22 protein-coding genes are annotated in these 23,676 nt (G+C 53.1%); 6 read left to right on the top strand and 16 right to left on the bottom strand.

Annotated features, from left to right (window positions below):
• Nucleotides 1-21 precede the first annotated feature (21 nt).
• From GGR27_RS14410 to GGR27_RS14400, 3 genes are all read left to right on the top strand, one after another.
• On the top strand, nt 22-378 hold the full coding sequence (locus GGR27_RS14410; protein ID WP_168038536.1) for a DUF4406 domain-containing protein: 357 nt from the start codon (nt 22-24) through the stop codon (nt 376-378).
• The gene (locus GGR27_RS14405) at nt 371-949 is read left to right on the top strand and encodes an NUDIX domain-containing protein (protein WP_168038534.1); all 579 of its coding nucleotides are present in this window, start codon (nt 371-373) and stop codon (nt 947-949) included. The genes GGR27_RS14410 and GGR27_RS14405 overlap by 8 nt, the downstream gene beginning before the upstream one ends.
• Before the next feature lie 115 nt (nt 950-1,064).
• Nucleotides 1,065-1,421: a VOC family protein gene (locus tag GGR27_RS14400; protein WP_320060359.1), complete on the top strand. Its 357-nt coding sequence runs from the start codon at nt 1,065-1,067 to the stop codon at nt 1,419-1,421.
• A gap of 139 nt (nt 1,422-1,560) precedes the next feature.
• Here the strand turns inward: GGR27_RS14400 and GGR27_RS14395 are convergent, their stop codons facing one another.
• From GGR27_RS14395 to GGR27_RS14345, 11 genes are all read right to left on the bottom strand, one after another.
• Nucleotides 1,561-2,358: a patatin-like phospholipase family protein gene (locus GGR27_RS14395; protein ID WP_168038532.1), complete on the bottom strand. Its 798-nt coding sequence runs from the start codon at nt 2,356-2,358 to the stop codon at nt 1,561-1,563.
• A 141-nt stretch (nt 2,359-2,499) separates the two neighbouring features.
• Complete coding sequence (locus GGR27_RS14390; RefSeq protein WP_209037952.1) at nt 2,500-3,462, bottom strand: calcium/sodium antiporter; 963 nt, start codon at nt 3,460-3,462, stop codon at nt 2,500-2,502.
• 199 nt (nt 3,463-3,661) lie between these two features.
• On the bottom strand, nt 3,662-4,204 hold the full coding sequence (locus GGR27_RS14385) for a mechanosensitive ion channel domain-containing protein (protein ID WP_168038530.1): 543 nt from the start codon (nt 4,202-4,204) through the stop codon (nt 3,662-3,664).
• 94 nt (nt 4,205-4,298) lie between these two features.
• Complete coding sequence (locus GGR27_RS14380) at nt 4,299-5,396, bottom strand: Gfo/Idh/MocA family protein (RefSeq protein WP_168038528.1); 1,098 nt, start codon at nt 5,394-5,396, stop codon at nt 4,299-4,301.
• Between the two features lie 475 nt (nt 5,397-5,871).
• Nucleotides 5,872-7,182: a Na+/H+ antiporter NhaA gene (gene nhaA, locus GGR27_RS14375; protein ID WP_168038526.1), complete on the bottom strand. Its 1,311-nt coding sequence runs from the start codon at nt 7,180-7,182 to the stop codon at nt 5,872-5,874.
• A 19-nt stretch (nt 7,183-7,201) separates the two neighbouring features.
• Nucleotides 7,202-8,557, bottom strand: a complete 1,356-nt coding sequence (locus tag GGR27_RS14370) for a magnesium transporter (protein WP_168038524.1) — start codon at nt 8,555-8,557, stop codon at nt 7,202-7,204.
• 173 nt (nt 8,558-8,730) lie between these two features.
• Nucleotides 8,731-9,534 (bottom strand): magnesium transporter MgtE N-terminal domain-containing protein, encoded by an 804-nt coding sequence (locus GGR27_RS14365; protein WP_168038522.1) that lies wholly within the window; start codon nt 9,532-9,534, stop codon nt 8,731-8,733.
• On the bottom strand, nt 9,531-10,328 hold the full coding sequence (locus GGR27_RS14360) for a mechanosensitive ion channel family protein (protein WP_168038520.1): 798 nt from the start codon (nt 10,326-10,328) through the stop codon (nt 9,531-9,533). The genes GGR27_RS14365 and GGR27_RS14360 overlap by 4 nt, the downstream gene beginning before the upstream one ends.
• An 81-nt stretch (nt 10,329-10,409) precedes the next feature.
• Nucleotides 10,410-11,105: a DUF2490 domain-containing protein gene (locus GGR27_RS14355; RefSeq protein WP_168038518.1), complete on the bottom strand. Its 696-nt coding sequence runs from the start codon at nt 11,103-11,105 to the stop codon at nt 10,410-10,412.
• Nucleotides 11,106-11,304: 199 nt separating this feature from the next.
• Nucleotides 11,305-12,066, bottom strand: coding sequence for a carbonic anhydrase family protein (locus GGR27_RS14350; protein ID WP_245184681.1), 762 nt, complete (start codon nt 12,064-12,066; stop codon nt 11,305-11,307).
• A 335-nt stretch (nt 12,067-12,401) separates the two neighbouring features.
• Nucleotides 12,402-13,226, bottom strand: a complete 825-nt coding sequence (locus GGR27_RS14345) for a DUF2515 family protein (RefSeq protein ID WP_168038516.1) — start codon at nt 13,224-13,226, stop codon at nt 12,402-12,404.
• A gap of 597 nt (nt 13,227-13,823) precedes the next feature.
• Between GGR27_RS14345 and GGR27_RS14340 the strand changes: the two genes are divergently transcribed.
• Complete coding sequence (locus GGR27_RS14340) at nt 13,824-14,762, top strand: hypothetical protein (protein WP_168038514.1); 939 nt, start codon at nt 13,824-13,826, stop codon at nt 14,760-14,762.
• Between the two features lie 81 nt (nt 14,763-14,843).
• On the opposite strand, the gene GGR27_RS14335 is transcribed toward GGR27_RS14340, so the two are convergent.
• Nucleotides 14,844-15,242 carry an ANTAR domain-containing protein gene (locus tag GGR27_RS14335; protein WP_168038512.1) on the bottom strand — a complete coding sequence of 133 codons (399 nt, stop codon included), beginning with the start codon at nt 15,240-15,242 and terminating at the stop codon, nt 14,844-14,846.
• 176 nt (nt 15,243-15,418) lie between these two features.
• On the opposite strand from GGR27_RS14335, the gene GGR27_RS14330 reads away from it, so the two are divergent.
• Nucleotides 15,419-16,225, top strand: a complete 807-nt coding sequence (locus GGR27_RS14330; protein WP_168038510.1) for a LytR/AlgR family response regulator transcription factor — start codon at nt 15,419-15,421, stop codon at nt 16,223-16,225.
• 48 nt (nt 16,226-16,273) lie between these two features.
• Here the strand turns inward: GGR27_RS14330 and GGR27_RS14325 are convergent, their stop codons facing one another.
• The 4 genes from GGR27_RS14325 to GGR27_RS14310 form a co-directional block, all read right to left on the bottom strand.
• On the bottom strand, nt 16,274-18,208 hold the full coding sequence (locus tag GGR27_RS14325; RefSeq protein WP_245184680.1) for a sensor histidine kinase: 1,935 nt from the start codon (nt 18,206-18,208) through the stop codon (nt 16,274-16,276).
• A 312-nt stretch (nt 18,209-18,520) separates the two neighbouring features.
• Nucleotides 18,521-18,958 carry an energy transducer TonB gene (locus tag GGR27_RS14320; protein WP_168038508.1) on the bottom strand — a complete coding sequence of 146 codons (438 nt, stop codon included), beginning with the start codon at nt 18,956-18,958 and terminating at the stop codon, nt 18,521-18,523.
• Between the two features lie 801 nt (nt 18,959-19,759).
• Nucleotides 19,760-20,785: a Kelch repeat-containing protein gene (locus GGR27_RS14315; RefSeq protein ID WP_168038506.1), complete on the bottom strand. Its 1,026-nt coding sequence runs from the start codon at nt 20,783-20,785 to the stop codon at nt 19,760-19,762.
• Nucleotides 20,786-21,027: 242 nt separating this feature from the next.
• Nucleotides 21,028-22,599 (bottom strand): OmpP1/FadL family transporter, encoded by a 1,572-nt coding sequence (locus tag GGR27_RS14310; RefSeq protein WP_168038505.1) that lies wholly within the window; start codon nt 22,597-22,599, stop codon nt 21,028-21,030.
• Nucleotides 22,600-22,963: 364 nt separating this feature from the next.
• On the opposite strand from GGR27_RS14310, the gene GGR27_RS14305 reads away from it, so the two are divergent.
• The gene (locus GGR27_RS14305) at nt 22,964-23,665 is read left to right on the top strand and encodes a hypothetical protein (protein ID WP_168038503.1); all 702 of its coding nucleotides are present in this window, start codon (nt 22,964-22,966) and stop codon (nt 23,663-23,665) included.
• The last annotated feature ends 11 nt before the right edge of the window (nt 23,666-23,676 follow it).

Raw genomic sequence — 23,676 nt, 5'->3', positions numbered from 1 at the left:
CTGACCAAATGTCTTAATGCGATGATGATAATGATCTCCGGTCCCTACCGAAGTGGAACTAACGATGACGAGGCACTCATAAAAACCAACCTGGATAATCTGGAAAGAAACGCCTACGAAGTTTTCCTGAAAGGCCACACGCCAATGGTCGGCGAGTGGCTAGCCCTTCCGCTTATGACCATCGCCGGATCCAAGGAAGTTGGCGATGAGGTGTATAATTCCATCTCTTACCCGATAGCACACCGGATACTCCGGAATTGCGATGGCGTGTTGAGAATAGCGGGAGCATCAAACGGTGCTGATAAGGACGTTGAAGTAGCTAAATCGCTAGGGCTACAGATCTTTACTCACCTAAATCAAATTCCGAATAATGACTGAGCGAATAAGGAATATTAAAGCTGAACTACTTTCAGATAATTGGTATACGCTCAAGAAGTATTCTTACGATTACCTTAATTCTAAGAGGGTCTGGGAACCCCAGGAACGAGAAACTTACGATCGAGGGAACGGAGCAACGATACTTTTGTACAATACCGTTAAGCGAACCATTATTCTAACGCGTCAGTTTCGACTTCCCACGTACGTAAACGGAAACGAAGGTGGCTTTTTGGTAGAAGCTTGTGCTGGTCTTTTGGATGGTGATAACCCACTCGACTGTATCAAGAAAGAAGTGATCGAAGAAACTGGGTATCACGTTACTAAGGTCGAGAAAATATTCGAAGCTTATATGTCCCCAGGGTCCGTTACCGAAATAATACACTTTTTCATTGCTAAATACGACGAGAGTCTTAAAAAGTCGGACGGTGGAGGCGTACAAGAAGAAACTGAAGAGATCGAGATTTTAGAAATGGATTTTGACGATGCCATGCGTAGGATTACGTCTAATGAGATTTGCGACGGGAAAACGATCATGTTAATTTATCACTTGCGGGTGCAAGGAATTTTATAGACAAAAATACGGTGAGTTAAGTGCACTTGAAGTCGGGGCGTGAATTTACCGTAGCTATTTCATATCTTCACAATCATTAGCCAAAATTACCCGCACCATGTAACTAAACGCAGGAATTACCACCGATAAACTCGCCGAAAGCAAAGCTTTCTACACCCAAATACTAAACTTCGGCATCACCTTTGAAAACGAATTCTACCTGTTACTCCATACCCCGGATAAAAAGACCAATCTAGTATTCTTATTACCGAACCACCCTTCCCAACAACCTTTATTTCAAGAACCGTTCAACGGAAAAGGAATGTTCCTGACGATTGAAGTAGATGTCATCTATGAAGAGACCAAGAAGAAAGGCGTTGAGATCGTTATTGACATTCGGGATGAGGTTTGGGGCGACCGGCATTTTGCTATTCAGGATCCCAATGGTATTGGAATCGATATAGTCCGGTATAGCGAACCGGTAACGGACTGAAGTATAATGATGGCAGTTTGTCCTTATGCTTCTTGCCCATTTCCCTGGCACCTGCGTCCGCGACGCATAAGCTAGTCCCGTACTTTGTCGGGGCGCCAATTAAAAACATTTAGAGGAATACGGTAGCCATACGTAAATACTAAACATTGTCCGGCACTCCAGTACCGACTAATCTCAACAACTCCCCCCGCCGCCCCAGCACCGTCTGATACCCAAGCTCGAACAGCGCATCGGCATTCTTAATGTCCAACAGAGAATAAGCGCGTAGCCCATCCGGAATGATCATCACGTCGCACTGCCCGAATTTATCGACCGCCGTCTGACTAACGCTAATCTCCATAACCTGATCGAGGAGGCTAAAGAGCGAATGCAAATCGTCACGTTTACGAAACTGGGCGGGGTTGGCGGATACGCCGATCACGACGTCGCAATCGGCGCGGATCACCTGGACGGGGAAGTTGTCGGTGAGGCCGCCGTCGACGTAAATATTATCGCCGCATTCCACCGGCGCGAAGAGCAAGGGGAGGGCGGCGGAACTTTTCATTGCGTCCAGGACGGAACCGCTGGACACGATTTCGGAGGCCCCGGTTTCCAGGTTCGTCCGGCTGACGTAGAGTTTTTTGGTGAGCGCGGTGAACGTATCGTCCGTAAAATAGGGTAGGATCGGCTCGACGATCTTGTTGGCGTTCAGTAAACCGGACCAGCGGAAAGCCAGGTTATGGCGAGAAAACAGTTTGGTTTGCGCCAGCATATCCCGGATAAGTTCGCCGTTCATGCCGGCCGCGTACATACCGCCGACCACAGCCCCGATGCTCGCGCCGGCTACGTGAGTCGCCTGGATGCCGAGTTCTTCCAGCCCGTGAATGACGCCGGCGTGCACGACACCCCGGAAGCCGCCGCCGGAAAGAACTAAGCCTATCGTTTTGATTTTCTTCATTGAAATTAACGGTCTCCCCACGGGTGATTCGCTTCCGTACGGTAGTTTTTAACCCCGCCCGGCTGGCTTAGTTGCCGGACCGATCTTTAGGCTACCGGACGGCCAAGCTTTTTACGGGGCGGGTTATTTACTGACGGACGTTTAAAGCTCCTGACCGATCAAAGAGGCGGTATAGGTAACAAATACCACCAATAGGACTCCTGCTTCCCACCGGTCCAGTGTCTTCTTTTTACCCGTAAACATGGCCAGGAACAGGAATATCGTTCCCCCGCCAAGGAGATACATATCCGTATTAAAGGTAGGGTTGTAATCAAGCGGGGCAATCATCGAGCTCACGGATAGTACCAACAGTAAATTAAAAATATTAGAACCAATGATGTTGCCGATGGCCATGTCACTGTTCTTGCGCAGGGCGGCGACTACCGAGGTGACCAACTCGGGGAGGGACGTCCCCGCCGCAATGATGGTCAGGCCGATGATCTTTTCGCTCACCCCCAGGCCCGCCGCAATGTCTACGGCGTTGTCGACCACCAACTTGCCACCCAGGATCAACCCAGCCAGGCCAAACAAGATCAGGCTGCCGATCTTGAGGTTGGCCGGGCTTTCGACGGCTATTTCCGTCGCTACCGGTGTCGCCTTCATCTGGAAAAATACGTAGGCTAGGAAAGCGCCGAATAATAGGAGAAGAAACAGCCCTTCAACTTGGGAGACGATGTTTGACGGCTGAAAAACTACCTCGTTAGCGAGCAAGAACACCACGCACAGGGCAAAAAAGGAAATGGGAATCTCCTTCCAGGCAGTAGAAGCTTGCACTTTCAGCGGGAGGATGAGGCCCACCACGCCGAGTATGGCGAACAAGTTGAAATTATTGCTCCCGAGCACGTTACCGAACGTAATGTCAGCGTAGCCTTCGCTCGATGCGATCGCATTAACGACTAATTCCGGAGCGGACGTACCGAAAGCAACCACCGTCAGGCCGATCGCCAGGTCGGATATGTTCTTCTTTTTCGCCAGGGCGGAGGCCCCCGTAACCATCCAGTCGGCACCTTTTATCAGGAGGCCGAAGCCAAGAACGATCAGTAGAATGGAGAGGGTAATGGCCATGAGTAGGTGACGGGTGAGCGCTGGTATATTTTGGGGAAGAAGCGTAGTTGTCTTCTGTAGGTAGGCGGTCTCCCTCCATGGGAAAATTACGGGCGCGCGTTGTGCCGCCAAAACTAAAAACAACCCGTTTGGTAGTAAAGATGTGCTTGCCGGATTGTCGCGGTCGCAGCGGTGGCGAATTTTTAATTTTGCCCTCGCGTCATAAGCTGAGTTGCTCTTGCTCGGTACTAATCGCGCTTTCGGACTTGTTGGTTACGTTCTTCACACTCTTCTGAATGAATACGTTATTCGGTAGCGTAATCACTTCGGATTCAACCGTTTCCAGCGTAATGAAAAACAATCCTATATTAGTTACCCTTCCTTCGATTACGTAGTCCTTGGCTTCCATAATTAAGATAGTATCGTTGAACTTCACGGGGTGGTTGAAGAAAATAATGATGCTGGAAGTGATGTTCGACAGGATGGACCATTGCGCAAAAAAGGCAATCCCCAAAACGGTGAGCACCGATCCGATAAAGACGGCCAGGTCATCCTGGTTAATGCCCCATACGAGCAACATAAAGAGCGCAAGCACGAATACGGAAGCGACGCTGATGAACTTTTTTATCACAATACCGCGAGATTCCTGTATTAACCTTTCCCCAAGCGTCTTGTCAATGATTCTATTGCTGACGTTTCTAATCAAAACGTACAGCACAAGAATGATCAGTGACTCAATGATTTTCGCGTAGTATAATTCCATTTCAAAGGGTTTTTTCGCTACCGTAAAAGCGTATAATAGTTAATAAGGCACACGCTCTTTTATTGCTTACTAAGTGCGCTACCTACGATACAACCTAAATTGGCTCGGCACTATCCGCCGGCACGGTTTCATTCATAAAATCAGCACCGACCCTGAGCATCGTTGATTTGTGCTTGCTGCTGTTCGGGGCCCGGTTTAAGATAGCGTTTTCGGTTGCTTCCCGGGCGATCCGGGTTGCCACGAGGCCATCCTTTGCCAGGGGCATATTCCGGTCGTCATTACTCGTCAACGCGTGGTGAAGCTCGGTGTACATACCGCGGAAGTTCTTTTCCGGGTGCCAGGGAAGGTGCCGCGTACCGCGGGAGTTTCGGACTTCAAACGTATGCTCCTCTCGATTGAACCGGATAACGCCGTCGGTCCCGATCAATTCGTACTGAAAATTGCTGCGGGGTTCCTTGGACGTGGCGTTGTACGAAAAGCTCATTTCGACCATCGTGTGCGCACCGCATTCGTGGCCCATGTGCAAATACAGGTGGTCGGGGGCTTCGAAGTCTTCCACCCACACGCCAATGCCCTTAAAGGAACTGACCTCCGACCCCAGCCACCACCGGGCCAGATCGATTTGGTGGACGCCGCAATCCACCATTGGCCCACCTTCTTCCATTCTGCCGACTCTTAATCGACTCGGAATCATCGTCCCCGACGCATCGTACTGCCATTTACCGTGTAAATTCCACAGGTAGATCAACCGCAAAGCCCTTACTTCTCCAATACTGCCGTCCTTCACCAATCGTTTAATTTCTAAAGCGGAAGGGCTAAAGCGATACGTGAAACCGGTATAAAGCTTAACCCTGGCCGCGTCCGTCACCCGGATCATTTCTTCGATATCACTTTCCGTCATGGCCAGCGGCTTTTCACACAAGATATTTTTACCGTGTTTCGCGGCCTGGATGACGTGTTCGAGGTGCAACGGCGCGGGCGTACAAATGACGACCGCGTCGAAATCCGACTCCCAGAATGCCGCTTCCGTAGGGTAGGCGTGCGTTGCGTTGAAGCGCTGTTGCATCTCCACGGTCCGTTCCCACCGGGGGGCGAATAGTGCTTCTAAAATCAACCCAGGGGTTTGCTGGATGGCCGGGAGGTGCCCCCGTTCCGCGATCATTCCACAACCTAACACGCCTATTTTAATCATCTTTATTGTTATTATTATTTATCGTACTGCAACGAACCGATAGGGGCGCAGGAAACCGTGATTATTTTAGCAATAGTAAGCCCTTTTTAATTGGTTCATTATTTACGGGCCGATCACACGCGGAATTCTCTACCATCTACGGAGTCGCGTTTCGACTTTCGTCACCTTTTCTTTAACGCTTATTTACCGCACAAAATAGGCCGATGGCGGTCAGCATTCAGCGTTGGTCGCATTGAGTCGTTGACCGTTTTGGGCGCGGCCGCAGGTGCAAAGAAAGGTGGAAGAGCCATGTTTTTTGGCTTCTCCGGTACGTCCCCCTCCCTAAATACACGAACAGTGAGCCCGATGACGAAGGCGCAGCGTAGTTTCTCCGCTCGTTGTACCGGTATTTACCTGGCACCTGCGACCGCGCCCACTACCAGAAAAAGAAACGTATGGCCCTAAAGGGATGAAATGTATACTCCAGGGAAGAAGGTTACACGGTAGCAGCGCTTCGCTTACCGCTAATTTTGAGAATTACCGCCCCCACGATACCCGAAACCAAGGAACCCGCAAGGATGCCAATTTTGGCCGAATCGATCAGTACGAGCATGCCCGGAAAAGCCAGATTTGCGATGAAGATGGACATGGTGAAACCGACCCCCGCCAGGATGGCAACGCCCACGATTTGCCACGCGTTGACACCGTCGGGTAGCTCCGCCAGCCCCAGCTTCACGGCGAGGAAGGAGAATAGGGAGATACCCAAAAGCTTACCGACGAACAACGCAATGGCGATATTCAAGATCAGGGCGGTGTCGAGCTGCATATCCGTACCGAAAACGATACCGGCGTTGGCCAGCGCGAAGATGGGCATGATGAAGTAGGCGACCCAACCGTGTAGTTTGTGCTCCAGGTGTTGCAGAGGAGAGTGAAAATCATCCACTAGGTCTTCTAGTCTGGCAACGGTGTTCAACTGTGCGCCGGTCAGGATTTCGTGGCTGGCGGGGGTAATCTCTTTGAGCTTATCCGTGATGGCCGTAAGCTCACCCGCGAAGGTAGAGGTATCAATCTTTTGGCGGATGGGGACGGCGAAAGCCAGTAAAACGCCGGCGATGGTGGGGTGGATGCCGGACTTCAAGAAAAGCGTCCAGATGATGACGCCGAAGATCACGTTGAGGTATTTGAAGTAAATCCCCCGGTACGCCAGGACGTAAAGGATTGCCAGTAGCGCGAAAGAGTAGAGCAGTAACGACCAGGCGATGCCCCCGCTGTAGAAGACGGCGATGACCAGCACGGCCCCTAAATCGTCGACGATGGCGAAGGCCGTCAGGAAGATCTTGAGGCCCAGGGGAACGGATTTGCCCAGCACCTTCAGAATTGCCAGGGAAAAGGCAATGGCGGTCGCCATGGGGATGCCCCAGCCCGCCGAGGTTGCGTCCCGGTCGTTAAGCAGCCAAAACAGACCGAATGGCACGAGGATACCGCCGATGGCGGCGAAGATCGGGAAGGTCGCTTTGCGTACGGTATTCAGTTCGCCTACCATTAGTTCCCGCTTGATCTCCAGCCCGATCAGAAAAAAGAAGATGGCCATCAGGCCGTCGTTGATCCAGAGGATGAGGGCTTTTTCGAGGCCGAAGCCTTCCGCGCCGACGGTCACTTTGGTTTCCCACAATGCCTGGTAAGTATCTCCGTAGGGAGAGTTGGCCCACAGCATCGCGACGATCGTTGCGCTGAACAGCAGGATGCCACTCAGGCTTTCAAGTTTGACGAATTTTTGAAAGGGGGTGAGCAGGTAAGATCTGATCATACTAAAAACATTTTCTACACTAGATAATACCCAAAACGGAGGCTAGCGCGCTGGCTAAGCCCAAAAAGCTTAAGAAGCCACAGATGTCCGTGACCGTCGTCAGAATAATGGAAGAGGAGGTAGCCGGGTCTTGCCCGATGGCTTGCAAGCCCATCGGAATGACCGCGCCCGCAAAGCCCGCGATCATCATCGAGATTACCATGGAAATACCGATGACCAGGGCGATACCAAAAGAGTCGGCCCAAAAATAGACAATGAATCCGGTGGTAGCGGCTACGGCAAAACCGTTGATCAAGCCGACGAGTATTTCCTTGCGCGCGACGACGAACCACTGGGAGATTCGAACTTCTCGGAGTGCCAAGCCCCTCATGGTGACGGCCAGTGCCTGGCTGCCCGTGTTCCCTGACTGTCCGGCCACCACCGGCAAAAATACGGCCAGGATGGTGATCTGCGCAATGGTCTCCTCAAACATACCGACCACGAAAGAAGCTAAAAAAGCGGTAGCTAAGTTGACTTGAAGCCAAGGGAGCCTACTCTTGATCGCGGTGCCGACCGTGGACAACGCCTTCTCTTCCCGGCTGGCTCCGAACATGGCTTGCATGTCTTCGGTTAGTTCTTGCCTGGTCGCATTGATGAGGGCCTCGTTTCTGATGATGCCCAGGAATTTGTTGTTGATGTCCGTGACCGGGATTTGCAGGAGGTCTTCGTTTTCCATGATGGTCAGTACCTCCTCGCGTGGGGAAAGCGCGTTTATGGTGGGAGCTACGTGCATCAGGTTTTTCAGTTTCTCGCTGGGCTCTGAGATTGCGATGACTTGTAAGGGTATCATTCCGCATAGATTTCCGGATTCATCGGTGATGTATACGGAAGTGACCCTGCGGTCGGCAAGTTTCCTGATCTTATCCAGGACGTTTTGGGCCGTGTTTTCTAAGTTGAAGGTGGTGACGGAGGTATCCATCAGGTAGCCCGCCGTTTGTGGCCGGTACACCATAAATTCCCGAATCTCGGTAGACAGAATACCGGATAGCAACAATAATTTGCTGTCAGCTTCTCCTTTGTCCAACCTGGATAACAAGCGTGCGCCTAAGTGGGAATCAATCTGCGAAAACAAGGTGAAGAACAATTGATCGTCCATGTTTTCGATCAGCGTCGCGGCGGTGTCGGGATTTAGCCGGGAAAAAACGGCAACCGCGTCATCCGTGGGGACATTTCCGAGATAAGTCAGAATCGTGTCTACCGGAAAAGTATCGAGCAGCAGCGCAGCTTCCATCGGGTATTGCTGGAAGTAGTTTTCGATCAGTAGCTGCTTGGGTATCGAGGCGGTGTTTTCCATGGTGTTGGGGTGACTAGGGGTGTTATCATTTGCTGACCGCATGCTGGGGATGTATTACTAGCGGTAAGGGGGAAGCGGGGAACACAAAAAGCACAAAAGAAAAGTAAAAGCACGAAACCGTGTGTGTGACCTTATTCTATCGGGTTTTCTTTTTGTGCCTTTTGTTATTCTGTGTTTTTGTGTTTAAAAAATCTTCCGATTCTCACTCAAATCGGTTACTTACTGACACTTTGGAGAAGCCCCGTCAGGCCGATGCGGTACAGCTCCCCGAGGGCACTGCCGGTTTCCCCCATATTCTTGTTCTTTTCTTCTTTGCTTAGCTGACTTTCACCGATCGTTTTGAAATCTAAAATGCCGATAAGGGTTTCGTACCTGTCTACTACCGGGATGGATTGATATTCGTACCACCCGGAGTGATTTTTGATGGATTCGACGGATTCGTCGGCGTAAAATTTTGGGAACTCCGTTTTCATTAGGGCAGATACTCGGGTACTGCGCGCCGCAAAAAACAGATCGCGTAATTTAATTACGCCCTCCGGTTTCCCCTTATCGTCGACCACCAAAATATTGGTGGACACCCGCTCTTTTCCGTTCTTGGCGATGACGATTGCCTCCGCTACGGTGAGATCGTTCTTAAAACCGAGAAATAAGGGGTTCATCAAGAAGCCGATGGTCTCCGTCGTGAAGGCTAGTTTACGTCTCAGGATAGATGACTGCTTGGGGGGCATTTTGTCCAGAAGGCGGTCTCGGAATTCTTCATTGCACTGTCTCAGCACGGTTCTCTTTGCCCGTAGATCCATTTTGTCCACGATCACGAGCACTAGCTGCATATCTATTTTTTCCAGGTATTTCGCGGCTTTGTAGCTACTCATCGAACTGATGATGCTGATCGTCACGTCCGGTGAGCTCGCTTCCAGAAAAGTGATCATTTCTTCTTCCGAACATTCACTGAGGGCGCTTGCGGCCTGCTGCGGATGGTTCTTGATGAACTGATTTAATATTACTTGATCCGTATTCATGATTCGGTCTTTTTGAGCAACAGGGAAGTACTTTCGTTGAACGCTTTTGCGGGTACGTTACACTGGCCGAGTTTAGTCTCCAGCACCACCGCCGTAGTATCGATTTTGGTGATCTTTCCCTCCAGGTCACCAATCCTGATCTCATCCCCTTCCTTATACATTTTGCGCACGTAGAAGGTAGCGAGGATGTTGCTGATCGAAGTCCTGGCACCCAAACCGAACGCCAGGGCAGCACCAAACAATAGCGCAGCCAGTATGATGTTGATAATATTAATGAAAAAGGCGATCTCTATACCGATTTGGTCGATCGCGATGATGACCCCGATGATCACAATACCGTACTGAATAATTCTGCCCAACGTAAGGCCGTACGAGACGCCGACTTTCGTACCGACCGAGGCAACAAGATTCGCCAAGAACTTTCCTAAAATATAAGCTAGTAGAACAGTGAAACCGGCGGCTAGTAAATTTGGTAAATACTGTAACAGGCTTTTGATGCCCACCGTAATGAGCGTAAATTTTAAAATGTCAGAGACAAGCAAAAAGGTAAGGAGTATCACGAACCAGAAAACAATCAACCCGATCACCGTCGCGTACTGACTCAGGTTAAGTTGTACAAACCGTCTGCTAACCAACCGGCCGGTGTGCCGCAACGACCTTATCACCAGCATTTCGATGAGGCGCGCCAGTACGTAGCCAATTATCAGAACTATGAGCGCCATCGTCGCCTGCGGCAAGAATTCCAGTAGCCGAACCCTCAGGGCTATGCCAATTTCATAAAGTTCTTCTAGCATAGGTATTTATGGTTGTAGGTATTTTTGAAAAAGATACAGTGAAGGAGGGCACTTCCCCTTGGTTAATTTTCCCGCACCCACTTACCAGGCATGATGTAAGCTGAGCTGGGCCTGGTTCTTTCCCCAATTTACCGTAGTCTGGCGCATCCACCCCGCTTGGACTCTAAGGTTGTTACGGAGACCATAACCGAGGCCAACGTACGTCCGGTTCCGGTCGAAGCGTTGAACGGTGCGCCCGTCTCCGATACCGGTTTCGCCGTTGATGAAAATCTCGTTGTACAATGCTAGATAGAGTGTCTTTTGCTCCATTACGGTCTTGTTGAGCAGTACGTTAACAAAAATATTATAGCGGTAGCGGGTGCGAAAATCCTGGTCGTCTACGAAGCGTTGTTCGTAGCGAAAGCGGTGGGCCAGGAGCACGCGATCCGTGATCTTGTGTGGCAACAGGGCCTCCTGGTATATTCTGCTTTCTCCGCTCGTGTTGTCGCTGTCTCCGAATGCGCCAGTCGTGATGTTGGCGTAGCCCAGCGTCAGTAAAACGTTGGCCTCTTCCGGTCTGTACGTAAGCCCGCTCCTTAGCAGCAACTGCTCCAGATCACCGCCCGCGTTCCACCCCCGGTACTGAAAGTCGCCCTGAAGGCCGAACCGGCTTTCCCCGAACGATTTATTGTAGAAGTACATATACCAGCTACCGAGTTGGTTTTCGTCAATGGCTTGTTGAGCGCCGATCGGGAGGCACGAAAAGATCAGCAGCAGGGAGAGTGAAAGCTTTAGCATATTTTAATTTTCAGTTAGCGGAGCAATAGCTCGGTACCGCATAGATAGAAACAAATATGCCAGCCAACAGGGAAATCCTGAACTGGCCGGCACATTTAAGCGAAAGATTCATCCCGGGCTGGACGCTAATTGGCGTTGGTGGCAGTTTGGCTAAATGCTTCCGCCCACACCGAGCCCCGTGCTACGACACTTGAACGTCTTAGCGCAGAAAGTCGACCTTCCCGTTATCCATATCGTAAACGGCTCCGACGATCTTGATTTCGTTGTTATCTTCCATTTCTTTGAGGATGGGACTCTTCAGGCGAATCTGCTCGATGGTGTTACGGACGTTACTTTCGCAGGCCATGTGGACGAACTCCGCGTTTTTGGAGCTACGGTCACCGTCATACTCGACTTTCGCTACGGCCGGCTTGATCTTTTCCAGCATCGGCGTAATGTTACCCAGCTTAACGTCGTCCACCGCGGCTTTTATCGCCCCGCAGTGCTCGTGGCCCATAACCAAGACCAGTTTGGAGCCGGACACTTTGCAAGCGAATTCCATACTACCGAGAATATCTTCGTTGACGAAGTTGCCCGCAACACGCGCGACGAATATATCTCCGATGCCCCGGTCGAATACGTCCTCTACGGGCACGCGGCTATCTACGCAGGATAGTACGATCGCCTTGGGGAACTGGGCGTTGGTGCTTTTCCTTACTTGCTCGGAGTGGTCCCTGGCCGTCAGGTCGTTTCTCAGGAAGCGGTTGTTTCCTTCTTTAAAGGATTGGATGACCATGTCGGGGGTCAATGCCTCTTGTTCTTCTTTGGTCAACACTTCCTCCACGACGCCTTTCATGGGTTTGGCGCGCTGGGCGGAGACGGTAGTGAGGTCATCTGATACGGTGTTCTCTTCGGCGGGATTACAAGAAATGATTAGTACACTCATCAGGCTTGTTGCCAGGATCTTCGAAAATAAAGTCATGTTAGTGGTTAAAAGGGTTGAATAATGGGGTGGTTCTCCGTTGTAATTTAAGGCGAAACGGTCGTTAGAATCGTTAAGCGTACTGCTATACGATCCAACTAAGTTACCGAAGCGTTTACTAAGGAATCCTCCTGATCGATAAGACACACTTTTCCCCAATGTTGTTTCTTTCCAGTTTTCTTCTTTACCCTCGTACGGATGGTGGAACCAAGGCCGTATTTTTACCGAGCAGGTGTAACTCCCAAACCTTTTGACGCTAAAAACGTGCCCTTAAAAAATATGGTAGGCGGGACTGGCCTAGCTCGGGTTGCCCGCTTCGAGTAGGTCATTAAAAATTACAAGCTATTTTGAAATCTCAGGTTTCTCTGCTCCAGTTCCGCCAGGAATTTAATCTCGGTAGCAATTAACTGGCGGTCTGATTCCACTAATATCCAATTATTCAATAACGAATTAGAAATCCAACACCACCGGTGTTGCAGGTTGGTGACTTTAGGGACCATCCAGCCTTTCCGCATTGAGCGAAAGCCATTAAAAAGCATATATAGTACAAACCTGGAGCGAGTGTTCCTTGTGGTACCGTGATGATTGATTTTATAATCAAAGCTGGCAAAAAAGGTCATGGCGTGTGAGAACAACTCGCTTAATTGGTCGAACAGAGGTTGGACTACTTCCGACTGCTCGTGCCAAAGAATTTCCGTATTGGCTTCCCAAACCAGTTCGTTGATCGATCCCGACCGTTCTCCGCTTCTCAACCGCATTCTCGCGCCGTCAAGCTTCTCAAAAGCCCGAACGATCATTGGGTGCCTGCCTTTTTCCAGTAAAAGCGCGCGGAAGGATTGAAAATCCATTTGACCAAAGGCAAGGTGCACCCAGCCTATTTCCGAAAAAATTCTGTTGTTGATAATTCTAATAATCTGGAAATCATCCTCAATCGTACGGTTTCTTTTTTCGCAGGTGAAGGATAATGGCTTGATTCCTTCCGCTTCCCAGTTCCATCGTTTCATCTTCTCACCGACGTGAAAAGAGGCAAACGCCGCCATGCCCGCCCACTTGTATAGCTGGGGTTCATTTTGGTACAACTGAGCGTAATAGGTCGTAATGGTACGGTTGCGTTTGATGACCTGTTCCTCGGGGGGGAGACTAAAGCTGTATTTATCCATTTGCTAATAATTCCTTCAGGGCTGTTTCACGAGCGTAAGTTAGTTTACTCTAGTAGTCCACTTGCCAGCACGCCTCGAACATAATTCGCCGACCGGTTGCAAGCCTTGACGTTCGTTGACCTGTACCCACCCAAAGTAAACTAATTATTCGGATCTCCGCCACGTCGCTTCGCGGTGCGACAAGGTCCTTGGCTTCTCAGTAACTGACCTTACGCAACCGGATTATGCCACATAGCATGAAGCACTGCGAAGCAAAACACACAAACACAAAAGAGTAAGTAAGCGGTGGCTTGGCGTAGCTACCCTCCGCTTTTTTGTGCTTTTGTGTTTATGTGGCGAAAACATCTGCGTAACATCAGTCAGTAAGTACTATTACTGCAGTGATAGAATGAATTTGGTTAGTTGATTCGTAGCCGCAACATTCGAACGACAATGTCTATTCCAAAATAACCACGTCCGCTAAGGTGTCCGCGCGGCCGAAAGTAGGCGGCATGGCGGACCATCCATAGTTTACTCACGTCGTGGCCCAGCTTCAGCAGCATCCGCCGGGCTAATACTCACCAGGTTGGCTAACTTAATGTTAGGAAATACGGACAAATGAACACGCAGCAATTCATAACGGCGAGCTTCAATAAACTACTTTCTCACGCTGCGAAGGAACGCATCGAGCGGGTGACGCTCACCATCGCCATCTTTAGTTACCTGATCCACCTGTTGCTGATCTTTCTGAACGTCAGGGGCATCATCGTGCTGGACGATACCTTTTTCACCAACCCCATCGCGGCGATCTACACGCCGTTCTCCTTCATCCTGCTTTACGAGGTTTATTTGTTACTCTACTTCCTGCCGAAGTCCATCACGGTCTACATTGGTAAACAGTACGAGATCATTACGCTGATCGTCATTCGGCGAATTTTCAAAGACATCGCCTACGTTGAATTAACGTCGGATTGGTTTCAGGATAAAGACGATCTGCAGTTCACTTTCGACGTTCTAACGTCTCTAATTCTCTTTTTCCTGATCTTTTTATTCTACCGGAACGTAAAGAAGACGGGATACAAATCAATAAATAAGACTACCGAAACCGGGATGAACATCCGGCGTTTCGTACTACTCAAACGCGCGCTGGCCACCGTGCTGGTTCCAATCCTTTTCCTGCTCGCCGTCTACACGCTGGTGCACTGGGGGCTGGCGACGATCAGTGATTACGGCGACGGCGTGCTGGAGTTCAAAAAGATCAATAACGTTTTCTTCGATGAATTCTTCTCCGTGCTCATCATCGTGGACGTCCTGCTACTACTATTCTCCTTTTTCTATTCGGATAAGTTCCACAAGATCATCCGCAACTCCGGATTCGTGATCTCTACCATCCTGATCAAAGTTTCCTTTCTATCTACGGGGATTGTGAATAATTTACTCATTATCGGTGCCGTGCTCTTCGGGTATCTCGTCCTCCTCATTCACGATCTCTACGAAAAGGACGCTGCTTCCAATGCTGTTTTGAACGAGGCGACGGTGGAGGAGGGGGATTATTAGCGACGTTGAGTGAAGGCAGGTACGGTGGCGCGAGAATTACAGTAGTTTATTTCCAAACGGCTAACTGGTGGACGCACGCTTTCAAACCAAATTGAGCCAGTCCTCCACCAGCTGCGTGATGCAACGGCGGCAACTGGTAAAAGTATAGGGCTTTTGCAGAACGGAAATGTCCTTGGGAAGGGCTGCCGAGGAGACAGCGGCGTACGTACTCGACAAGAAAAGCACGGGTGATAATCTGGCACCGGTAAAATGCTCAGCCAGCGTCATACGGGCGGCCAAATTCGCCGGGCCGCTACTGAAAATAGCCACGTCGATCTTTTCTTCCCGGCACCTGCGCAGGGCGTCACCGTCGCTCGTGACCGCAATGATGCGGTAAGCTAGTTCTTCGAGGTAACCAGTCAGGGCTAGAGCCTGGATGGGGTCATCCTCCCACAACAGCACGCAGGCTGGCCGAGCGGTATTTTGCTGAAGACTGTTCATTTGAGTAGGGCGCTTCCCCAAAATTAGGTACGGTAGACTGAAGGGTGGCAAAAGAACCAGTGAGCTAGCGGCAGGTTTCAGGGAACGGGGGCCGTGCATCAGGCGGAGAAATATTTTAGGGAGCGCGAAAAAGTTAATACTTTCGACTATTCCAATTTACACGCCACCGTCAAACCATGTCTTTCACAACCCAAAAAATTCTGATCGTCGAGGACGAGCCCATCATTGCCGCCGATTTGCGCGACCGGCTGGAAGACCGGGGTTATCACGTCATCGCCAGCGTGGACACGGGTGAGGCCGCGCTGGACATCGTGAGGCAGCAAACCCCGGACGTTATTCTGATGGACGTTAACCTGGCGGGCGAACTCGACGGCGTCGACACGGCGCTGGCCATCCGCAAACTGACGGACGTGGCGCTAATTTTCCTGACGAGTAATTCGGATGCCGTCACCTTCGCCAGGGCACGCGCCGCCCTGCCCCAGGCCTTTCTGTCCAAACCTTTCCGGGGCCGGGATTTGACCAACGCGATCGACCTGGCCATCGGTGCCCCCACGAACACGGCTGCTTCCCGGAGTACCCCGGCACCCGCGTCCGCGCCCCTTGAATCAACGCGCCCGGGGTCGCAACCTACGCCCGAAGACCTGCCGGAAGGGGAGACGGCCATGGTGTTTCAGGACCGGCTGTTCATCAAGGTTAAAGACCGGCTCACGCGCCTGATGATCAAGGATATTCTCTGGGTGGAGGCGGATGATTACTACTGCAAGGTGGTGACGGAAGAGCGGAAATACCTCGTCACGAAAACACTGAAAAAGCTCAGCGCGCTGCTGCCGCCCACCGTCTTTGCACGCTGCCACCGGTCTTACCTCGTCAACCTCGGGCGCGTTACCGAGATCGGAGAGATCTACGTTTTCTTCGGGAAACGCCAGGTGCCGGTAAGCCGGTCAAAGCGGAATAAAATCATCGCACAGCTGCAAAATCCTTAGCGGAGTAAGATTTTTGGCCCCGATTTAATCAGGACGGGTGCCGGGTAGTTACGCCGGGAAGACAATTTCCGTACCGTAGCCGGGGCCTTGCTGCTGCTGCTGCTGACTACCCCTCAGTTTTTGGGTGAGGAGGTGAACCAAGTTCGTGCCAAACCCCGTGCCGCCGGCCCCGATGGCCGCGTCGCCGGCGCCCACCCCGTCGTCGGCCACCCGCAAATGATAGCCGTCATTCTCCCGGTGCAGGGCGAGTTCAATCGTGCCTTCCCGGTCGGCGGGGAAAGCATACTTCAGGGAATTGGTGACGAGCTCGTTGATGATTAAGCCGAGGGGGATGGCCGTGTCGACGTCCAGCGAAAGGTCTTCCACGTCAACAAAAAGATCGACGCGGTCTTCGAGGCGGTAAGTATCCAGCAGCGTTTCTCCCAACTCCCGCAGGTATTCAGGCATGTGGACGCTGGTCATTTCCGCCCCCTGGTAGAGTTTTTGGTGAATTAGGCCCATGGCCTGGACGCGGCTCTGGCTTTCGCGCAGGGCTTCCTTCGCCCCGCCGTCTTCTTCTTTTAGGCCCCGGCTTTGCAATTGCAGTAGACTGGAAATGACCTGCAGGTTGTTCTTGACCCGGTGGTGGATCTCCCCGATGAGCACTTCCTTTTCCGCCACCATTCTTTCGTTTTCCGCGTTCTTGCGGGACAGGCGGCGGGAGAGCACGTAAAAGATGCCGCCCGCGATCAGGGCCGCCAGGAAGCCACCCAGCGCCGCAAGTAGAAAAGCGCGTTGCTGACCGAGTTGACCTTTTTGGAGATCGATCTGCTTGACTTTTCGTTCGGTTTCGAACCGAATCCGTTGGGTAGTGCGCAGAGAAGCGATTTCGGTGGAATCATGAGACGCCTGGGCCTTGCGGGCGAACTCGGAGTAAAACAGCGCCCGCTCCGGGTCTCCGCCTTTTTGCAGGACGGGCACGAGCATGCACGCGGTTTCGATCGCGCTGGAACTAATCGAATGCACGCCAAAATCCCGATTAAACCGCAGCAACCTTTCCATCGCGCCGAGCGACTTGCTCCACTCCTCGAGGCCCGCCCAAATACGCGCTTCGGTATCGCTGTGTTCGTCGATAAACTCAGTCGCCTCCGGAAACAGGAGGTGTAATGCCCGCACGGAATCCATGCGGGCTATCGCCACGTCTGGCCTACCGAGCGCTAGTTCCGCCAGGGCGCGGCACGCGAGGATGCGGGCGTAGATGAACACGTCGTGGTGGCTACGGAGGCTGTCCCGAAATTCCGTAGCCTGATTGGCCGCCGTAAGTACGCCCGCGTGGTCGCCCAGGCCATAACTGGCGGCCGTAATTAGGTCGAGGTTGTCGAGGGTCGTGTAGTAAGGCCCATTGTCCAGTAAGCTTGATGAACGACGAGCGTAATTGCGGGCCAGTTCAAATTCTAAAAGGCTATAGTAGACGAACGCTATCCGGGAATACACTTCGGCCAGGTTATCCCGCTCCGCCTGCCGCTCCAGCACGGGTAGGGCGTTCAGGATGTATTGTTCCGCCTCGGCCGGCCGATCCAGACTGGTGAGGTGGGTAGAAATTTCCATCTCGGCCAGGGCAGCATCCACGGGGCGGTCGAGCTGCTGAAAAATAGCGAGGGCGGCACGGGTGTGTTCGATGGATTTCTCGTACCCGCCGTCTTCCATCGTGAACATGTTGTGGTACATCGATTCGCCTAGCTCCACGTACGCCGCAGCCAGTTGGTGGTCCGAACGCTGGATAATTGCGTGGGCAGAATCTAGGAAGGCCCTGGTCTGAGGTGCTAAGTCGGGATCGTCGAAGCCCCGTTCGAGGACGTACTCCAGGTCTTCAAAATCAAAGGCCGCGTTACTACGCAGCAGTTTCAGGAGGTCGGCGGTGGTTTCGGGGGGCGTTTGACCCGCCATGGGTTGCGCGACCAGGCCGGGAAGCAGGCAGAATAGGCAAATCAGCCGGTAGCTCATGGTTCGCAAATTTAAATTAAACCCGCCCGGGGCCGTTACCGGGCGTACAAATCTTCAAAAAACGGAGAGAAGGCCCCAGGAAAGGTAAGGGGTTCTGATCATTTGGCTACAAATAAGCGCCCGTGGTAATCGACCGTACAAAGAGCGGCCTCCAACGAAAAGCAAAAAAGCCGGGGCCCTGATGCATACGATCGGAGCCCCGGCGGCAAAGCGTCTCCGTCTCTCAGCGGAGTTTTCAGACAGTGTGAAGATCGAAGTGTTGTTCAAGATAAAAGGTGGGGGCGAGTAACTTAACTCGAGTAGTGCCAGCGCTTAGCGAAGGCTAAACTTGAAGGGAATCATCATCTTTTTGGCTACCGCCTTACCACCCCTGGCGGCGGGCTTGAAGCGGGGTAGCTCACGGACCAGGTCGATGGCGGCGCTATCGAGCGGGGCAAAAAGGGACTGGGCCACGCGGGAGTAAGTCACCTTACCGTTCTTCGCCACGTTGACTTCAACGACGACCGTGCCCTCCACGGCGTAGTCCTGGGCCAATTCTGGGTATTTCAGGTTCTGGTGAATGAAATCGGCAAAGTTGCCCTCCTCGGCGGGGAAGGCGGGGACCATGCGGTCCGCGAAGTAAACGGCCGGGGCGGGGGCGGGCGCAACCAGTAGTGCGTCCGTGGACGGGTCTCCCTGAAAAGCCATTTCCTGTGCGGAGACGTAGAAGGAAAAACAGGCGAACAGAAAGAGCGTAGTGAGGCGGATCATAAGGTGAAAATTGATGTGTTTGAAAGTGTGCTAACCGCAGTAGTTATGCTACTGATGATTCAAATATGGGGGACTGAGCGACTAAATACAGGTTTAAATCAGGGAACGGTAACCAATAACCAGGGACGGGGAAATAGACGGCAGGCAGGGCGGCGGGTGAGTAGCGTGCCCGAGTAACGGACCCCGGCAAGTGGCAGACCGCCCTCTCTCACCTACTGATCTTACGCAAAGGGCTTAACCACACAGCACGCAGAGGCCACAAAGGGTGACTGCTCTTTGTGGTAAGAAAAAAAAGCGCTGCGTGTCAGTAAATAAATGGTGCAACTGGTTTTTACCGGGGCACACGGTGGGCTGGCCCGTACGTGACGGGAGAATACTGGTGGGGTTGACTTCAGCGGTAGCGAACGTTCGACAGTGGGCACAAAAAAACCGGGGCCCATCTTTTTAGATGTGGCCCCGGCGGCAGTAAGCGTCTCCGTCTCTCAGCGGATTTACTCAAACAGTGTGAATAATGTGTTGTTGTTCAATATTTAAGGAATCGTAAACTGTAAGTGTTGTACAAGTGAATTTATCAAAGCTTTTCAATCGCTAACAGTGCAAATATGGGGGTTATTTCAATTTGTGATTTAATGACATCAGGGAATGGGGGGTATTTCTCAGGGAACGGGGAGTTATTGTCAGGCAAGTAACGATTGCAAACCTCCTTTTTTAGCGATTTTTCGCTGGGGAGGCGGCACGTTCACTCCCGTCGGAGCTGACGTAAGCAAGGCTCACGGGCGATTTGGGCGGGCGGCAAGTGCGTTACTTCACCGCAATCTCCGCCGTGATCACGTCCGCTAACTCCGGCTTGCCACCGCGGTTGCCGCAACCACTCGCCATAATTAGCTGATTGCCGTAGCGGACTACGCCCGTTCCGTGCCGCCCGCGGCTCAGGCTGTCCAGTGACTCCCAGGTGCCGTCCGGTAGCGAGCGGACCTCTACTTCGGCGTGGGCCACTTTTTGGGTGTTGGATTCGCCACCGAGAAGCCACAGGCGGTCCCGCAAAACAATCGCCGCGTTACCGGCTCGCCGGGTGGGTAAGCTGTCGGGTAAGGAGCGCCAGGTCTGGGAAGGAATATCGTACACGTCGACCGCGCCGATCGTGTTGCCAAAGGGCCCTGCGGCGGCAACGGTCGTGCGGCCGGCGGCGGCGTAAATCTTGTTTTCGTGGGTAACCGCTTGAAAATGATCGCGGGGGCGGGGGGCGTCGGGGAGTTGCGCCCAGGCGTCCGCCCGCGGGTCGTAGCGATCGAGCCAGGCAACGTGGCCGCCCCGGTGGCCGTCGGTGATGCCGCAGACGAGGTAGATCTGGTCGTCGTGCAGTACGGCGCCGGCACCGCCCCGGCGGCGAGACTCAGGGATGGTAGCCCCCGTGCGCCACTCGTTCTGAATCGGGTCGTAGATGTGAATCTCCGGTAAGGGCACTTCACCGGGGTAGCGACCGGTCATGGCACCCATCAGGTAAATCTCACCGCGGTAAACGACGGGTTGAAAGTGGTGGATCTCGACGGGGCTACTGGCACCCGCCGTCCAGGTCATCGTTGCGAGGTCAAGCACGTCGACGGGCAGCACGCCCCGGCCGCCGAGGAGGTAAGCTTTTTCGCCGACCCGCACGAAGGCGGCTTCGTGGCGGGCGGTGGGGGAAGAGCCATCAGCAATCGTGACGGAATCCCAAAGGCCAGTGAGGTTGACTTCATCGGCCATCCCGGTCTCGGAGTCAGCACCATTGGGCGGAATGAAACAAGCCGTAAGGGTAGCAAGCAGCAGTAAGGAAAATAGGTAGCGCACGACGGAGGGATTGGGTGGGCACCCAAGGTATTATTAGTTAACGGGTTTTAGGGTGGGGGCGGGAGAAACAACCAGTTGCGGTGTTTATGAATTGCCCCGTAGTGAGTTGCCGGGACGTGGCCTCAAATTAGATGACTAGCGCATTTGAGACTTCCGCCAGTATCCACTGCGCTACCCACAAACCCCGCATCTACGTCCGCGCCACCGTGAAAATTGATCCTTTCCACAATCCCCGACGCCGATCAGAAGCCCCGGAACCCTACCGTAATCACGCCCGTGATCCGCGAGCGATCCGTATCGACCACCTGGGGTTCGAAATCGAAGCTTTTGTAGGGGGCATAAAAAGCGTTGCCACCCTCGTAGCGCGCCGCCACGTCGACAAAAAACTTGCCGGCGTTGTAGCCGACGCCGCCGGAATAAGTTAGTAAACTTTCGGACTCATCGTAACGAAAATCCTGGGTGGGCACCGTGCGGTAACCGACGCCGGCCCGGACCTGGAGGGGGTCGATGTTGATCTCGCCGCCCACGCGGACGTTGATACTACTCTTGAGGGTAGCGTCGATATCGTCGTTGGCGGCCTCTTCCAGCGTGGCGAAATCCTCGGTGCTGAATTCATTACCGGCAAAGTTGGTGTAGTTCACGTCGGCCGAGAGGAAACCCTTACGGTTGATCAGGTAGCCGAACCCGGCGTTGAACTGCCAGGGCGTGCGCAGGTTGACGACCGCCTGGCTGACGGGGCTCAGCGCGTTACCGCCCCTGGCCTCGTCGTCCGCCGTGTAGTTGTACTCCAGGTCCGTGAAGTACGTTTCGTCGATGGTCCAGAAAGTCGGTGTCTGGAGGGAAACGCTCACGCGGGCTTCCGGCGTGGGCAGGTAGATCGCGCCCAGTTTGAAGTTGGCGCCGGTGCCGTCTAATTCCAGGCTTTCGTTGAAGGAAGCGTCTTCGTAGTTTTCCAACTGGTTGTCGCGGTCGATCTCCTGGTAAGTTTTGTTTTCCGTGAACTGCATGAAAGGGATGCCGATGCTGAGCCCCCAGAGTACTTTGTTGTCGTAGTTACCACCCACACCGAAGGCCAGCTCGTTCATGCTGCCGCTGCGCTCGACCGTGCCGGACCGCTCGATTTCCGCGCCCTCGTTAACGTCGAGGTTGAATTCGCTGTAGAAACCCAGCTCATCGAGCCGCAGGATACGATCGTCTTCGAACGGTAGGAGGGCCCCTTCACCGATTCGGTCTTCAATGTCCAAAATCAAATCGGCCCGGAAGCCTTCTCCGGTGTCGCCGAAATCAGCGTCGTATAGGTCGATGAAGTCCTCCACGATGGCGTCGATGATGGAGCCCTGGCTCTGACCGCCGTAGTTGATGGTTTCGTTGTAGTCGGCCAAACGGGTAAAGCTGAACCCGAAGTTAAGCGTCGGCCACAGGAGCGAGCGCGTGTCGCCCGACCAGACGAGCCCGGCGCTGGGCACGGAAAAGCTGCCGGCGGACTCACTCGTGGACTCATTACTGCCCGAAATACGGCGCAGGTTAGCGTTCGTGGCGGTGTTGGCGAAGCCGGCGGATAGCGCGGCGTAGGAACTCCGGTTCCACCCGATGCCGGCGGGGTTAGTGTGCAGGCTGGTGAAGTCCACGCCAATCGGCGTCATGCTGCCGCCGGTGCCCATGAAGCGGGCCGAACCCATCACGTTCGTGTTGCCAAACCTCAGGGCATCCTCCACCCGGACGGGTAGAAAGCGCGGCGGCGGGTCGGCCTGGGCGAAGGCGTCCGCGCCGAACAGGCAAAGAAAAAAGGCAGCGAGAAGGGGGAGGCGCGTCATGGTCGGGTGAATTTAGCGTAGCTTGGTTACTGCAAAGGAAACAACTTCAGCGGTCGGTTCCGCCTACTTAAAACCAATTTAATCACGGGGTTCACTTAGTGGGCGACGGAATGGTGGATCGTAAGGATTGTTTAACGCCGGCTTGGCCTTCAGGCCTAATAACTAGTTATGGTTTTTCGATGCGCGGACGCAGGTGCCTGGTTTAAGCAAAGAGAAGCATTGTTTTTTGTGGCGTAACCTTGTCGTAACCGAACCCGAAAGACCATACCTTACCTTAAAGACCAAAGACCAAAGACCAAAGACCAAAGACCAAAGACCAAAGACCAAAGACCAAAGACCAAAGACCAAAGACCAAAGACCAAAAATGCACCCAACCTACCAAGTACGCCCCCTGGGCTCCGAATCCATCGCCGAAGTCCCCACCGACTGGACGCCCGCCGACTACCGCGCCATCCTCGACGCCACCGAATACGGCGACACTAGCGCCCTGAGCGACGAGGAACTAGCCGAAATGGCCTGCATGTCCCTCGCCGACCTCGACAAACCCGAATCCGCCGAGCTTCTCCTCAAGCACGTCTTCACCGACGAAGAGCTGAACACCGGCCAGATCGAAAACGCCAGCCACGAAATGGCCAGCGAAAAACTCTGGGAAGAATACCCCGAGCCCGACAAGCACCGCGGTTTCTTCCGCGCCGCCAGCCTCCTCTACCGCGCCTACAACGGCGGCTTCCCCCGCGTCGATGGCCGCATAGTCACCATCAGCGTCACCCCCGAAAAGAAAGCCGGTGCCGAACACCTCACCGAGCTCACCCCCGCCTTCGTGCTCCGCCTTCTCGCCGGCGGCATGGACGACCACGCCCTTCTCCACCGCCTCTACGGCGACGAACTGGCTAGCGAATCCTTCCCCTCCGCCCCCAACATCACCTGGGACGTCACCACCAAACCCGGCGAAAACGGCGCCACCGAAATCACCGTCTTCAGCTCCGACTACTGGCTGGATGCCTTCAACCCCGCTAATGATTACGTCGTTACCGCTTATCCCGACGAAATCCCGGAGGAAGACTAGCTAGGCCCGGA

Source organism: Neolewinella antarctica, from assembly GCF_011927835.1.
In the GTDB taxonomy this organism is placed as follows: domain Bacteria; phylum Bacteroidota; class Bacteroidia; order Chitinophagales; family Saprospiraceae; genus Neolewinella; species Neolewinella antarctica.
Note: the sequence above shows the minus strand (reverse complement) of the source record. Positions and strands in the feature narration are given on the sequence as shown.

What these genes read in the sequence shown, in the direction of transcription:
- GGR27_RS14410 (WP_168038536.1), top strand. Translation starts at nt 22, where the DNA reads ATGATGATAATGATCTCCGGTCCCTACCGAAGTGGAACTAACGATGAC.
- GGR27_RS14405 (WP_168038534.1), top strand. Translation starts at nt 371, where the DNA reads ATGACTGAGCGAATAAGGAATATTAAAGCTGAACTACTTTCAGATAAT.
- GGR27_RS14395 (WP_168038532.1), bottom strand. Translation starts at nt 2,358, where the DNA reads ATGAAGAAAATCAAAACGATAGGCTTAGTTCTTTCCGGCGGCGGCTTC.
- GGR27_RS14390 (WP_209037952.1), bottom strand. Translation starts at nt 3,462, where the DNA reads ATGGCCATTACCCTCTCCATTCTACTGATCGTTCTTGGCTTCGGCCTC.
- GGR27_RS14385 (WP_168038530.1), bottom strand. Translation starts at nt 4,204, where the DNA reads ATGGAATTATACTACGCGAAAATCATTGAGTCACTGATCATTCTTGTG.
- GGR27_RS14380 (WP_168038528.1), bottom strand. Translation starts at nt 5,396, where the DNA reads ATGATTAAAATAGGCGTGTTAGGTTGTGGAATGATCGCGGAACGGGGG.
- nhaA (WP_168038526.1), bottom strand. Translation starts at nt 7,182, where the DNA reads ATGATCAGATCTTACCTGCTCACCCCCTTTCAAAAATTCGTCAAACTT.
- GGR27_RS14370 (WP_168038524.1), bottom strand. Translation starts at nt 8,557, where the DNA reads ATGCGGTCAGCAAATGATAACACCCCTAGTCACCCCAACACCATGGAA.
- GGR27_RS14365 (WP_168038522.1), bottom strand. Translation starts at nt 9,534, where the DNA reads ATGAATACGGATCAAGTAATATTAAATCAGTTCATCAAGAACCATCCG.
- GGR27_RS14360 (WP_168038520.1), bottom strand. Translation starts at nt 10,328, where the DNA reads ATGCTAGAAGAACTTTATGAAATTGGCATAGCCCTGAGGGTTCGGCTA.
- GGR27_RS14355 (WP_168038518.1), bottom strand. Translation starts at nt 11,105, where the DNA reads ATGCTAAAGCTTTCACTCTCCCTGCTGCTGATCTTTTCGTGCCTCCCG.
- GGR27_RS14350 (WP_245184681.1), bottom strand. Translation starts at nt 12,066, where the DNA reads ATGACTTTATTTTCGAAGATCCTGGCAACAAGCCTGATGAGTGTACTA.
- GGR27_RS14345 (WP_168038516.1), bottom strand. Translation starts at nt 13,226, where the DNA reads ATGGATAAATACAGCTTTAGTCTCCCCCCCGAGGAACAGGTCATCAAA.
- GGR27_RS14340 (WP_168038514.1), top strand. Translation starts at nt 13,824, where the DNA reads ATGAACACGCAGCAATTCATAACGGCGAGCTTCAATAAACTACTTTCT.
- GGR27_RS14335 (WP_168038512.1), bottom strand. Translation starts at nt 15,242, where the DNA reads ATGAACAGTCTTCAGCAAAATACCGCTCGGCCAGCCTGCGTGCTGTTG.
- GGR27_RS14330 (WP_168038510.1), top strand. Translation starts at nt 15,419, where the DNA reads ATGTCTTTCACAACCCAAAAAATTCTGATCGTCGAGGACGAGCCCATC.
- GGR27_RS14325 (WP_245184680.1), bottom strand. Translation starts at nt 18,208, where the DNA reads ATGAGCTACCGGCTGATTTGCCTATTCTGCCTGCTTCCCGGCCTGGTC.
- GGR27_RS14320 (WP_168038508.1), bottom strand. Translation starts at nt 18,958, where the DNA reads ATGATCCGCCTCACTACGCTCTTTCTGTTCGCCTGTTTTTCCTTCTAC.
- GGR27_RS14310 (WP_168038505.1), bottom strand. Translation starts at nt 22,599, where the DNA reads ATGACGCGCCTCCCCCTTCTCGCTGCCTTTTTTCTTTGCCTGTTCGGC.
- GGR27_RS14305 (WP_168038503.1), top strand. Translation starts at nt 22,964, where the DNA reads ATGCACCCAACCTACCAAGTACGCCCCCTGGGCTCCGAATCCATCGCC.